Genomic DNA, 12,776 nt, shown 5'->3' on the forward strand with positions numbered 1-12,776 from the left:
CCCTCTTTCTGCTATGGATGCTCGCAAACTACTTCTGGCTGTACTCTGCAGCCTGTGCTCCGGCTCCGCCTGGGCCCAGTTCAGCCACGGTACTGATTCCGTGTCGGTGAATGCTCCCCGAATCGTGCTGACCGGCACCGTTACGGACGAGCAAGCCAACCCCATTGCCGGGGCCACCGTGCGCCTGCAGGGAATCGTGCCCCAATACTGCATTACCAATTCGCGGGGGCGCTACCTGCTTCAGGTACCGGCCAAAGGAGCCACGGTGACGGTATCCTTTTCCGGCTACCTCTCCCAGGATCACCCGGTAGACAGCCGCCGGCAGCTGGACGTGGTGCTGCAACCGGCTCCCGGCTTTCATCGCCCCCACAAGGCCCGCGTGGTGCACCGCCGCTACCTGCGCACGCTGCGCGCCGATGCGGACTCGATCTGAGCCGCCTGCCTCTCTCCCGCCCTCCTTCGTTCCCCTTTTCCCCTATTGCCATGACGGCTTCCTCCCGCCTCGCCCAAACATACTTTCCTGTTGCTGCGGCCGCCATGCAGGAAGCGGCGACGTTTCTGCTGGCCTCACATCCGGCCACCCGCGCCAGCTTCCCTCCCGGGGGCGGACCCATGCTGCTGAATATGCTGCTGGGCTTCTTCTCTTTCCCGGTAGAGCACATTATCGACGTGCTGGAACGGGGCGCACGCACCTACCCGGCTTCCCCGCTGGCGAAAACGCAGATCCTGTGCAGCGGCTTCCGCAAGGGTGCCCACCGCCAGACGCAGCTGGTCGTGCTGACTGCCACGCAGTCGCTGCAGGCCGCGCATGCCGTCACCCCCGACGCGCCCGCGATGGCCCGTCTCACCCAACTATTCAACGCCCACTAAGGCCCCGCCTATTTTCCACTTACCCATGAAACGAACCTTTACGCACCGGCCTTCCATCTCCGAGCGCGCCCGCGCCGCCCTGGTCCTGTCCCTGGTGGGCCTGATGATGGCGGGCGCGCTGGTATCCTCTTACCAGACGGCCGCTTACTTCTGCCTGCTGCTGGCCTGCGCGGCCCTGCTGCTGAGTCAGCTGCTGGGCGACCGGGGTTTTCTGATTCTGGCCGTTGCCTTGCTCTTTGGCAGCCTGGTGCTGTTCACTGCCCCCGCCGGCCCCGTAGCGGCCCAGCTCAGCGCCCTGCTATGACCGGACTACCGTTGCTTCGCCCGCCCCGTGACGTGCCTCTCCGCTTTACTTTGCCGGCCTGAACTATCCTAAAACCACTACTAGATCCCATGAAACGCATTGTATTTCCCGCCTTGCTCCTGACTGCCCTAACTGGCTGCATGAAAGAAGCTGCCCTGCCGACTCCCCAGCTTCCTGCTGCTACCCAAACCGGCCAGCAAACGGCCGGCTGCCGGGTTGATGGCCAGCTGTGGGTACCGGCCGGCGGCGGCTTGTTTGCCCCCAACCCGATTTCGGTAACGCTGCGGCGGGACGGGACGCGACGGCATCTCTCCGTGCTGCTGGACCGGAACCCGGCCACCGATGATGGACTGCCGAACCCGAACACGCTTATTCAGCTGTACGTGCCCAACGTGAGCGGGCCGGGGGTATTCGCCCTCGACCAGCCCGCAGATCCGCGCCTGACGAACAGCAATCCGGCTTACGCGGCTTTCTGGTACACGGCTCCCTCGCCGGATCAGCTCCTGATCACTGGCCCGACCGCCACCGGCCAGCTTACGATCACGCGGCTGGATACGGTGGCTCGCGTGGTAGCCGGCACCTTCCAGTTCAGGTCCCGGGAGCAGGCGGGGCCGGCCACCGTGCACGTCACGGACGGTCGGTTCGACCTTACCTACTAGCCCCCTTCTACTCCATGACTTCTTCTCCTACTGCCCCGGCCCGGCTCTCCCGCCGTCTGTGGGCCTCAGCGGCGGCCCTCGTGGCCGCCGCCCATTTGTCCGCCTCACCTGCACAGGCGCAGGTGCTGCCGCCCGCAACCCCTTTCACGGCTGAGAAGCCCAGTCTCTACACCCAGCTCATTGATAGCCTGATCGCTCCCCTGAGCAAGGCCAACATTCCCGGCGGCATTCTCTACGACCGGGTGCCTTCCGTCGCCCGCCTGCACGATTTCACCGCTACCACGCCTTCCAACGGCTCCCACTTTCTGCAGAGTTACTTCGAGCTGCGCACGGCTGCGTACGAGAAGTTCGCGTTTCCCTACGAGCGGTCTGTACTGCGCACGGCCGTCGATCAGATCGTAGCCACTGGGTATGTGCCCATCGGCCTGCTGGACTACCGGTTTGCCGTGTTGGATACGCTGGCTGAGGAGCGGGGTACCATCCGCGAAGCCAATGGCCTGTACTACGATGGGAACGGCTCACCCTACCAGCAGCGCGACGTGACTGTAGGCAGCGTACTGGCCGACACCGTAGCCAGCCAGTTTCAGCTCAGCATGCCGGCTGGCCTGCTGCTGGGTAATCGCGGCCGCAGCGTGCGCTTCGTCTTCGTTCGCGGATACAATCAGGCCTTTACCCTGCAGCCGGGCTCCAGTGCCCAGATGACGTTTTTCGGTACGTCCGGCTGGCAGAACCTGACGCTTACGTACTACCTCACGGACGGGTCCACCGCGCAGGCTACCTGCCAGCTGTACGTGCGCCCGCCGCTGGCTTCGCGGCCTAACGGCTCGGTTTTCATGCCCTTCGGAGCGCCTGTTCGCGGCCGGGCCTGGACCGACTACGACGGCCTGAGCGCCCAGGGCGAAGGAGAAGCCGCCGGCTACCTTTACCACCCCCAAAGCCAGCGGGATGCCCGGCTGCGGAACCCGGTAATCGTCATGGATGGCTTTGACCCCTCCGACAAGCGTAAGCTGCCCCAGATCGCGCAGGACTTTGCGCCGTTGGAGCCGGCCCTCAGCGTACCCGGCCGGGAACGGGACCTGGTTATCCTCAACTTTCCCTGGACCCTGCGCCCGGATAAAAAGGGTGTGTGGTACTGGGCCGATGGGGGGGCGGATTACATCGAGCGCAACGCGCTGGTATTTGTCGAGCTGCTGAACCGCGTCAAGCAGCTGATGATCGACCCGACCCAGAAAATCACGGTTATCGGTCCCAGCATGGGGGGGCTGATTTCCCGTTACGCGCTGGCGCTGATGGAAAAGAACTTCGCGGACGCCTCCAACCCGGCCACTTACCAGAATCCGTACTGGCAGCACAACGTGGATACCTGGCTCTCGTTTGACGCCCCCCACGGCGGGGCCAACATTCCCCTCGGCGACCAGGCCTTTCTGCGGTATTTCGAGGGCGTTTCCGAGCAGGCGGAAATCAACAATAAGCGCCTGCAATCCGTGGCCGCCAAGCAGATGCTCGTGCAACACATCAGCGACCTGGCCGGCCTGCAGTACCACGTCCCGTTCATGCGCAACCTGAACAACAACGGCCTGCCCGGCTCGTTCGGGTATCCTACCCAGGTTCGCCGCGTTGGCCTGGCCAACGGAGCCAGCTCGGGGCTGATGAACACCCAGCTGGGCTCGCCCGGCGCCACCGGCCTGCAGCTCGACGTGGTGCGCAACGCCGGCAACAAGCGCCGCCAGTTTTTCTACCGTTCCACCGAACCCGGCACCCAGATTGCGGCCAACATGTATTTCGGCCCCGGAGCCGGCGGCATGGCCACGGTGTTCAACGGGGAAGCCCGGGTAATCGTCGCCCTGGCCAAGGACATTAAGAAGCGCGTGGAGATGCGCATGACCTCCCCCCACGGCACCTACGACCTGGCCCCCGGCAGCACGTTCGATACCCAGTATCAGATTCAGTACTACACGCTCACGGGCAAGCAGATCCCGGGCTACTCGTACAGGTTTTCACGCCTGGCCCCGAATCACTGCTTTATCCCTACCGTCAGCGCCCTGGCGTTTCAATACCGTAACCTGAGCAACTACGGCACGATTGGCAACCTGCCCAACCCCTACACTGACCTCTCCAGCCGGGGCCTGATCTGCCAGGACGAAACGCCCTTTCACGAATACTACACCTACGGCCGCGCCAATGCTCCCCACGTTACGCTGGACGCGGCCGCGCAGCAATTTGTGACCCGAGCCCTGTTCAACGTGACCCAACCGCCCCGCTTTGCCCCCGGCAACCCGGTCAGCGTGTGTCCTGGTGCGACGATCAGCCTCCGCCTCGACGACTGCACCCTTCCGTCTCCCCGGACCGTGTACGCCTGGAGCATCAGTGGCCCGGCCGTCTTTACCGGCTCCGGCACGACTTCCGTGGCTGATGGAGGCCAGGGGCAAAGCATCCGGCATACGGGTGGGGCCGGCACCATCATTGTTTCCGTCATCGCGCAGCGCCCGGGGGCTGCGCCCGCCCCGGCCGCTACCCACACGATCACGTCGGCCGCCGGCTCCGACCCGCTGACTATCTCCGTGGATATGCAGGGTCAGTACCGGATCTGTCCCTACTCGTCGGTGACGCTGCAGGCGCTGGGCCGCACGCCTGGTCCCTACACCTGGACCCGCCGCACCATCCGCCCTACCGGCCCCACCGCCCCGCTCACCACGACAACCACCTCCCCGACGCTGCCGCTGCTGGTGCGCTATGACCCGATAGAGGTGACCGTGACCGCGCCCGATCCCTGCGGCGGCCAGCCCCTGCCCCTGGGAGATCTGACGGTTACGCCCGACTATGACCCCAACACCGGTAGCCACTGTGACCCTTACACCTACGAACTGACCCCGAATCCAAGCGAAAGCTACCTGCTGGCCAGCACGCTCGTGGCGGGGGAGCCGCTGCCCACTGGTAACGAGCCTGAGGCGGAAAGTCCCCATGCTTTCCGTGCCGAACTCTACAACGACCGGGGCCGCAAGGTCCGGACCCAGCAGACCCGCGTGGGTCAGGCTCGCCTCGACGTGCGGGACCTGCCGGCCGGCCTCTACGTGATTCGTCTCACCCGGGGCCGCCAGGTCATCTCGCGCAACATCCGCATTCAGCATTAATCGTCCTGCCTCCCTGCCCGGCCGGGTGGGGAGGTATCCTTTCTTTCTGGCTTATGAAACCTATTCGTTCCCTGCTGCTTGGTGCCGCCCTGGTTCTAAGCAGCCCCTTCGCCTCCCTGGCTCAGCAGCTTTCACTGGAGCAGCTGCAGAAGCTGGGGGCCCTACCCAGCGGCCTGCCGCTGCAGCGCATGACGGCCGCCCTCTTCACGCCCGAGTGGACGTACCGCGGCGTCATCACCAAAACCCAGGAAACCTACTGGACCGCCGGCGACACGCTCGACAACGGCGCGGAGCCGGAAGAAGTCTACGAGTCCAGCGTCAGCCTGCGCCCGATGCCGGGCGGTATTGTCGATGTCCTGTTCCGCACGACCAGCGCCCGCTATTTCGAACCCCTGCACCGCGCCCTGAAGCGGGAGAAGCTTACCAGTACGCCCGTTACCTGCCTGGAGTGCGAGGGCGTACGCTACGAAACGGCCGCGTACTCGATTACCCTGTACTCGGGCAAGAAAGGGGCCTATCCCTTCGTGGCCGTTCTCCACCCGGCCGCCCCGCCGGTTCCGCTGCTGCCGGCCGCTTCTGAGAATGTCGTTCCTGCCACTGGTCAATAAACCTTCCCATGTCCGCACTAGAAACCTCATCCGATTCACTCGAACGGCTTATACTGGCTCGTGGCCTTGCGCTTTCCACGGGGGATGCGCAAGACTCGCTACGCAACTATTTGCCTTATCCCCAAGCGGAGTTGCCACTGCCGGCGTTCCATGCTTCCGGGAATGTCATTCCCATCCTGATCTGCTTTTTGACGGTCGTGCTGCTCCTGCTGCTGGGCGGGGCACTCCTGCGCTCATCAATCAGGGAACATAACCGGCTGCTGGAACAGCGCATGGGGGAGTTGAAGACCAGCCTGCAAGCCAACTCGGCGGCCGTCACTTCCTGGCATAATGCCCGCCCTCTGCTGCAGCAGCGCGACCGGCTGCTGACTCAGTTCCAGTTTGCCTTAACGCTTCCCCCGGCTGAGTATGAGACCTGGAAACGATTAACCTGGAAAGAGTACGCCTACTGCACCCTGAACCATATTCGCCTGGTACGGCCCTTGACATTTCAGGATTACCGTCAGCGTGTCCTGGCTTCTTCCGCTACCTACGATCCTGAATATCGCCGATTTTCCCCTACTTCCCCCAACTTTTCCATTGACGCAAACTTTGCAGACCTGGTTGATCCCACGCCGGTACCCGTTGCCCTCGTTCCCCCGCCACCGGGTTATGTGCGCCCCCGTCGCCGCCCGCGTCTGGACCGGGACCTGGTGCAGGTTGTTTCCGCTATTATGGCCCAAAGACTCCGTTCCTGATGCTTCCCTTTTCCCGCCTCGTTTTCTGGCCACTGTTCCTTGTTTGCGCCCTTGGGGCAGGACTCGTGGCCCGCACCTGCTGGTTTTCGACGACTGCGCCAGCCCCCTCCCCGGGGCTGGCGCAGTCGCTTACGCCCGGGGCTTCGGCCGCTGCCCTTTCCCGCCTGCAGCAGGCAATCCGCTTCCGCACCGTCTCCCAGGATGATACCCTGCAGGTAGATACAGTCCAGTTCGCGGGATTTCGCCGCTTCCTGGCCGTGTCCTATCCGCTGACGCACCGGCATCTGAGCCCCCGCCTGATCGGGGGGGGCACGTTGCTCTTTACCTGGCCCGGCCGGGCCGATGGGCCTGGCACGTTGCTGCTGGCCCATCAGGACGTGGTACCGGTTGAGGACTCCGCGCAGTGGCAATTCCCTCCCTTTGCGGGCCTGGTCCGCCGGGACTCGATCTGGGGCCGGGGCGTGACCGACAACAAGGCCAACCTCATCGGCCAGCTGGAAGCCATTGAAATACTCCTGCACGAAGGCTACGTCCCTTCCCACCCAGTGTACCTGGTCCTGGGCCACGACGAGGAACTAGGCGGCTGGCGGGGGGCGGCCCGGGCCGCGGCGTGGCTGCGCGCCCGGGGTCTGCGCCTGGCGCGCGTCCTGGACGAAGGCGGCTTTATCACCCGGCGACGGGTTCCCGGCATGCAGGGCCGCCCGGTCGCGTTGATCGGAACCGCCGAGAAAGGCCTTCTCACCGTCGAGCTGATTGCCAGCGCCCCGGGCGGGCACGCCTCGATGCCGGCGGCCGAAACGGCTCCGGATCTGCTGCTCACGGCGCTGCAGCAACTGCGGCACCATGAGTTTACGGCCCAGCTGACAGAACCCATGCAGCAGCTGGCCGGCCGGGTTGGCCCCGTGCTGCCATGGCCGCAGCGCCTGGCTTTCGCCAACCGGTGGCTGCTTGAGCCGCTCATCCTGCGCGGCTACGCCGCATCGCCGGCCGGGGCGGCGGCCATCCGGACTACGCTGGCTCCGGTGCGGCTGCTGGCCGGCTCCAAGGATAACGTCGTGCCTGCGGAAGCCCGCGCCCGGCTTAATCTGCGTCTGCTGCCCGGCAGCACGGTGGCCACCACGTTGCAGCAGCTGCGCAGCCTGCTACCCGACTCCGGCCGCGTACGCCTGCGGGTCGTCGGCCGGCCGGCGGAGCCTACCCGGCAGGCGGCGCTGGTTTCCTCTCCCGACTATGCGCTACTGGATGCCTCGTTGCCGGTACGCGCCCTGAGCACGCCTTTCCTGATGGTGGGCCAGACGGATGCCCGGCACTTCACTTCCTTTACCCGCCAGGTATTCCGCTTCGGCCCCATGAGCGACCCCGCCGGATTCCATGCCCGCGACGAGCACCTGGCTGTTTCCAGCTTCCTTGGCGGTATCCGCTTCTACCGCCACTACCTGCGCAACCTGCCGGAATAATTTTCCATAACTCCCCGCAGAAACGAGCCAGTGCATTCTTTGGCATAGATATTGATCTAGTCATTACATCAATCTATCCTTACCCGTTATGTTCCCGATGTTAAGCCTTATTGCCCTGACGCTGGTAGCTTTCGCTCAGGTCGCCCTCATTCGCTCCGTTACCCTGCGGCCGGTACCGGTTACCTCCACCCGATTTACGCTGCTGCGCGGCGGCTGGGCCATTCTGCTGGGCTTCGGCGGCTGGTTGCTGCTGGGTCCCGGCTTCACCGAGTGGGCACTGAATCGACCTGAATTGCTCGTGCTGTTGGGCGTGGCCCTGCTGGCTTACGTGGATCAGATCAGCCGGCATCTGCTCTTCGCCTTCTCCCAGCAGTGGAATCAGCGTCTCGTCTGCGGAATGTACCTGGCTACGCTGGCCGGTGGCCTGCTCTATCTGCTGGACGCCCCGGCCCCCGTATCCGGCTGGCTCATCGCTTCCCGGGTGCTGGTCGTGCTGCTGGTACTGGGCACCTTCTACGACCGCACGAAACGCCGGGCTGATCGTACCCGCTGGGAAGTTACCGGCCCTGCTGCCTGCTCCCGGTAAGACGTTCAACCCCAACCGCCCCTCTGATTCGCCAAAAGTTAATTTTAAACTAATCTTAATGTTGTTTTAAATAAATCAATTACTCATATTTGCCTACTCCCTAGCTAGGACCGCGGCCGCCGAAAAGCGCACGAGTAGGCATCAAATCACTTCACTCATTACCATGCAAGGCAAATTTCAACGCCTCCTGAAAACTGTCCGTCAGAAGGGCAAAAAAGTAGCCGTAGTTGGGGCACTGGCCACCGGTGTTATGCTGGCTGCCGCTCCCGCCAACAAGGCAGAAGCCAAGCTGTTCGGCTCGGGAATGCACTGCGACGCCAACGGCGGCGGCACCTGGAGCTACTGGGTATTCGGTATCCGCCTGGGTACTGGCACAACCATCCCCAACTCCGCCTTCTGCGACTAACCCAGTCGCCGCACACCTTCTGCAGCAACACGACAATACCGGGCTCACTACCCGGTATTGTTATTTCCCCCCTTCCCTCTTCTCTACCTTTGTCATAAGTAGATCCCACAACGACCATGCTTGCTTCCCTTATCTTTCTGCTGGGCCAATCCGGCTCGCTGGCTTCTGCTCCCGATACAATCCGCCAGCAGCATCTACCTGATGTCGTCGTCCGTCCGCGCCACGAAGCGGTGGTCACCCCGTATGTTGGCCGGCCCCATCCGATCAATGCCTATTCGCTGATTCCCGGTATCCAGGTAGCCGTGCATCTGGTGGGTACCGCCGATGACCCGATCACCGGCCTTCGCCTGCACCTGAAGAAGGAAACGGTTAAACAAGGGCGGCTGCGGGTGCGTCTGGTCCCTGCCGGCTCCGACAACCCGACTTCCGTTCCCAACGGCCCCGACCTCATGCATCCCATCACCCTGACGGCCGCGCAGCTTTCGGTGCCGGATGGATTGCTTACGCTCCCGCTGCACCAGCTGAACCTGGTTATGCCCCAGGGTGGTATTTTCGTCGTGCTGGAATCCCTCGGTAATGAGCGGGCCCCGGAGTACGTGGCCGTCACGACGCCGGCCAAGGGCAACGACGGTCCGAAGGTGGTCATGAAGGGAGAGGACGCTATTGAAACCACCCCGCTCGAGGAGTGGGCTCAGCTCAAGGGAGCCACCACGAAATCTGCGGCCCGTACCTGGGTGAACGGCCACAACGGCAAAGGCTGGACGCTACGCCATCCGCGCGGCACCCGCGAGGACGTGATGAACAGCAACGTGGAGCTGCTCGTGCAGTCGCGGTAGCTCGCGCCGACAGCAACAGAAAGCGCCTGCCCCATAAGGGCAGGCGCTTTGCTATTTGCGTGGTTGCGGCGGGTGTTGTTGCAGCAGCCACTCGATGGCCTGCTTTTCGTGGCCCGCGTGAAAGACTTTGATCCGGAGCCGGGTGGAATCGCCTATCAGGTGCTTAAGCATTCCCAGCGTGGCAATCCGCACCAGCAGGCTGCGGCCCGAAAGCACGGCTGCCGCCCCGAAATCAAAATTAATGCGGGCCCTGGTCAGCCAGTCGTACTTGAACCAGACCTCCACCTCGACGGAGCAGGTCTGCATGAACTCCTGGTCCACCAGCAGCCGGTAGATGTTGAGCACCTTCCCGGTTTCCAGCGTTTTGTTAAGCGCTTCCATGATGTCTTCGTCCGTCCTGGCGCCTGATTTCCAGACTAGCCGGACGTATTCCTTATAGCTGATGATCTGACCAGCATCGTTTTCGAAGCACAACATGTAGGTGGGTAGGTGTGGGCAATAGGGAGATTAGTTACGCGGGGAGCGAAGCAGTCGCCGGCCTCGGCCGGCCAGGAACCTTACCACGGCCTGGCAGATGTTCCAGATGGACGCCGGCACGAGTGTCAGCAGTCCGTGGCCCTGGTCATAGGTCGGGTTCTGCTCCGTAAAATACACCGCATGCGGGTTAATTGCCGAGTTCCAGACGATTTTCTTTCCCGGCTCCCGCGTAATCCAGCCGACGTAGCGCACCAGCGGCGCACTCTCTGACACTTTCCGCAGCTTGAACACGTCGGCCAGCTCATAGAGCAGCGCCTGTGTTTCCGCCGGCATCGCGTGCGTAAAGGTAGGCCACACGCGCGGGGCGTACTTGGCCGCCATTGCGTACGAGGACGGGTACACCATGGACGCGAAGAAAAAGCTCTCGTAGCGCAGGCCCGACAGGCTGTGCACCAGCATCCGGGCCATCACCCGGAGTACTGTCAGATCCCGTCCCCGGTAGGCGGGGAGCTTGCCGGTTTCCATCCGGAAGATCTGCCGGCGTTTCCCGGTGATGACCTTACGGAACGTATGCAACGCCAGGTACCCGACCAATTCGCCCTGCTCCGACCGGTGCAGGTAAATCCACGTCCTCCAGGCCGTAGAATCCACTACGTACGTGCGGAACGTTTCGTAGTCAACGCCCGCAAACAATTTAGCCTGCAGCGGATACATCTGCTGGCTGAGGGCGGCGCGCTCCACCGAGTTAAGCCGGTGAACCGCAATTTTTTGTGTGAACATGGGGTTTGGGGTTTGGGTAAAAAAAAGCCCCTGCGACCATCGCAGGGGCTTTATTGATATCCAAAGGGATGAAGCTCTATCGTTCCCGGTCAAAGGCCGGTCCGTCACGGGTTAGCGGCGTGGGTTGCAGCAGCTGCTGGGAAGTCCGGCCCATCACCTGCAGGGCCGTGCGGGCTTCCTGATCTCCTGATCGGCTGGAGGCCAGATAGGCCGTCTGCATGGCCCCATCCAGGCGCCTCATCTGGTCCGGTGACAGCAGGTCGCCCCGGGATACTGTATCGGCGGCCCGCCGCACCTCCTGCGCCTCCAGCCGGCTCCCGTTGCCCCACAAGGTATTTTCCACGGTGGTGCTGGCCTGGGTAAATGCGTCACGGGTTCGCTGCCCTTCGAAAGCCGGCTGCAGTTCCTGGAGTTTGCGCAGGGCCTGCTGCAGCGGCTGGGCGGACTCAACGTGGAACGGGTTGTTTTTCTCTACGTACCGGGCGGCGTCGTTCAGTAAAGGCGCGCCTTCCCGGATCTGCTCGCCGCGGCTGACCTGATTCAGGGCCCGGTACGTATCCTCGACCCTGACCCGGGACACATCCCCCTGCACGGCAATGATGGCGTAGGTATCGACCACGTTCCGGCCGTGCTGGTGAACCGCCCGCTGCGCATCCCGCATCTGCTGGCTTACCTCGGCCGGCTCCTGGACCGGCCCCCGCATGACGGGGTGGCGCGCAGCTTCCGCCTGAACGCCGGGCAGGGGGACGGTTACGCGCTCGAACAGCGCCGTCAGCTCCCGCAGGCGGTACTGCTCACTGCCCTGCCCGGCTCTGGACTCCCCCACGTTACGCAGGGCCTCGTCGCCCGCCCGCCGCAAGTCCTCGGGCTTGATCTGGTCAAATTTCAGGTCGTAGCCGGCCTGCTTGGCCAGCACCGTCATCCCGGCCATGAGCGTCTGCTCGTTGCCGGCGCGGAAGGGCTGGATAAAATTGAGCTGATCGAAGTAGTGCGCGGCCCGCCCGGCGAAGTTCTCGGCCGTATTTCCACGCAGCATGTTCTCGCCTTTAAGCTGATTGCTCAGCGCGTCGAGGCGCGGGCCGACTTCGGCCGCCGGCGCGTAGCTGATCGTCTCGATCCGTCCCCGCTGCAGACTGCCGCTGAGCCGCTCCCGCTCGTGCTGCTGTTCCTGCCGGGTCTGGCCGGCCCAGTCGTACACGTCTTTCATGACGTGGCTGTGCAGCTGCTTCAGGTGCTGCGTGTCCAGGCTGCCTTTCACTTCCACCAGTCCGGTTTCCAGCTGCATGCGGCGGAAGTCGCCGGCAATTCGCTCTGCCCGGGCCAGCTGCTCGGCTGAGCCAGCCCCGACTTTGTTCTCCGGCAAACTATTGCCGTACCGATTATAATCCAGGTTCATGCAGTAGCGGGCTTGTCAATGGCGGCGACTTCCCCGGCATTACGCGCAGTTTCCAGGGCCATTACCTGGCTGATGGCCTCTTCCTCCGTCAGGTTTCCTTCCGATAACTGCACGTACACATCGCGCTGCTCGGGCGTCAGTTCCGGATTGCTCAGCAGCCGGGCAATGGCGGCGCTGGGTACTTGTTTGTTGCTGGTCATGGCAATAGGGAATTAAACTGGTTACTGGATGGGCTGCTCAAGCAGCCGTTTATTCCACGATCAGGCTTTGCTCGGCGCACACCTCGCACCGGGCGGCCAGAAGGCATTTTTCGTGGTTCAACTGCTCAACGACCTGCTCGACCTGGTGCGGCGTATCGACTCCGCACCGCGGACAGGTAGCGAGCACGGCCGCTTCCTGGGCCTGGTCGGCCAGCTGCTCGTCAGAATGGAAATGAGGGGGCTTCATGGGACTTGGAGAAGTAGAGAAGAGTAGGATAAAGGACTGCAGCAACGCTGTCAGCAAGATACTACGTAGCCCGGCTCAATGG

General features: G+C 63.3%; 16 protein-coding genes. 11 read left to right on the top strand and 5 right to left on the bottom strand.

The window, feature by feature from the left end; genetic code table 11:
- Positions 1–13 precede the first annotated feature (13 nt).
- The 11 genes from ROI90_RS16400 to ROI90_RS16450 all read left to right on the top strand — a co-directional run bounded on the left by ROI90_RS16400 (position 14) and on the right by ROI90_RS16450 (position 9,594).
- Positions 14–433, top strand: coding sequence for a carboxypeptidase regulatory-like domain-containing protein (locus tag ROI90_RS16400; RefSeq protein ID WP_315999443.1), 420 nt, complete (start codon positions 14–16; stop codon positions 431–433).
- Positions 434–483: 50 nt separating this feature from the next.
- A complete protein-coding gene (locus ROI90_RS16405; protein ID WP_315999444.1) occupies positions 484–870 on the top strand; it encodes a hypothetical protein in 387 nt (128 codons plus the stop codon).
- A gap of 25 nt (positions 871–895) precedes the next feature.
- On the top strand, positions 896–1,174 hold the full coding sequence (locus ROI90_RS16410) for a hypothetical protein (RefSeq protein ID WP_315999445.1): 279 nt from the start codon (positions 896–898) through the stop codon (positions 1,172–1,174).
- Positions 1,175–1,263: 89 nt separating this feature from the next.
- On the top strand, positions 1,264–1,833 hold the full coding sequence (locus ROI90_RS16415; RefSeq protein ID WP_315999446.1) for a lipoprotein: 570 nt from the start codon (positions 1,264–1,266) through the stop codon (positions 1,831–1,833).
- A gap of 14 nt (positions 1,834–1,847) precedes the next feature.
- A complete protein-coding gene (locus ROI90_RS16420; protein WP_315999447.1) occupies positions 1,848–4,964 on the top strand; it encodes a PGAP1-like alpha/beta domain-containing protein in 3,117 nt (1,038 codons plus the stop codon).
- A gap of 53 nt (positions 4,965–5,017) precedes the next feature.
- Complete coding sequence (locus ROI90_RS16425) at positions 5,018–5,572, top strand: hypothetical protein (protein ID WP_315999448.1); 555 nt, start codon at positions 5,018–5,020, stop codon at positions 5,570–5,572.
- An 8-nt stretch (positions 5,573–5,580) separates the two neighbouring features.
- Entirely contained in the window at positions 5,581–6,309 is a 729-nt protein-coding gene (locus ROI90_RS16430) for a hypothetical protein (RefSeq protein ID WP_315999449.1), read from the top strand.
- Positions 6,309–7,766, top strand: coding sequence for a M20/M25/M40 family metallo-hydrolase (locus ROI90_RS16435; protein ID WP_315999450.1), 1,458 nt, complete (start codon positions 6,309–6,311; stop codon positions 7,764–7,766). Before ROI90_RS16430 ends, ROI90_RS16435 begins: the two co-directional genes overlap by 1 nt.
- 88 nt (positions 7,767–7,854) lie before the next feature.
- Positions 7,855–8,352: a hypothetical protein gene (locus ROI90_RS16440; protein WP_315999451.1), complete on the top strand. Its 498-nt coding sequence runs from the start codon at positions 7,855–7,857 to the stop codon at positions 8,350–8,352.
- A 163-nt stretch (positions 8,353–8,515) separates the two neighbouring features.
- Positions 8,516–8,758 carry a hypothetical protein gene (locus tag ROI90_RS16445; RefSeq protein ID WP_315999452.1) on the top strand — a complete coding sequence of 81 codons (243 nt, stop codon included), beginning with the start codon at positions 8,516–8,518 and terminating at the stop codon, positions 8,756–8,758.
- Positions 8,759–8,874: 116 nt separating this feature from the next.
- Entirely contained in the window at positions 8,875–9,594 is a 720-nt protein-coding gene (locus ROI90_RS16450; RefSeq protein WP_315999453.1) for a hypothetical protein, read from the top strand.
- A gap of 51 nt (positions 9,595–9,645) precedes the next feature.
- Here the strand turns inward: ROI90_RS16450 and ROI90_RS16455 are convergent, their stop codons facing one another.
- The 5 genes from ROI90_RS16455 to ROI90_RS16475 all read right to left on the bottom strand — a co-directional run bounded on the left by ROI90_RS16455 (position 9,646) and on the right by ROI90_RS16475 (position 12,694).
- On the bottom strand, positions 9,646–10,071 hold the full coding sequence (locus ROI90_RS16455; protein WP_315999454.1) for a hypothetical protein: 426 nt from the start codon (positions 10,069–10,071) through the stop codon (positions 9,646–9,648).
- Between the two features lie 30 nt (positions 10,072–10,101).
- Positions 10,102–10,851, bottom strand: a complete 750-nt coding sequence (locus ROI90_RS16460) for a hypothetical protein (protein ID WP_315999455.1) — start codon at positions 10,849–10,851, stop codon at positions 10,102–10,104.
- 76 nt (positions 10,852–10,927) lie between these two features.
- Positions 10,928–12,247, bottom strand: coding sequence for a Fic/DOC family protein (locus ROI90_RS16465; RefSeq protein ID WP_315999456.1), 1,320 nt, complete (start codon positions 12,245–12,247; stop codon positions 10,928–10,930).
- Positions 12,244–12,447 carry a hypothetical protein gene (locus ROI90_RS16470; protein WP_315999457.1) on the bottom strand — a complete coding sequence of 68 codons (204 nt, stop codon included), beginning with the start codon at positions 12,445–12,447 and terminating at the stop codon, positions 12,244–12,246. The genes ROI90_RS16465 and ROI90_RS16470 overlap by 4 nt, the downstream gene beginning before the upstream one ends.
- Before the next feature lie 49 nt (positions 12,448–12,496).
- Complete coding sequence (locus tag ROI90_RS16475) at positions 12,497–12,694, bottom strand: hypothetical protein (protein ID WP_315999458.1); 198 nt, start codon at positions 12,692–12,694, stop codon at positions 12,497–12,499.
- Positions 12,695–12,776 lie beyond the last annotated feature (82 nt).

It is taken from the genome of Hymenobacter endophyticus (assembly GCF_032464715.1).
In the GTDB taxonomy this organism is placed as follows: Bacteria; Bacteroidota; Bacteroidia; order Cytophagales; family Hymenobacteraceae; genus Hymenobacter; species Hymenobacter endophyticus.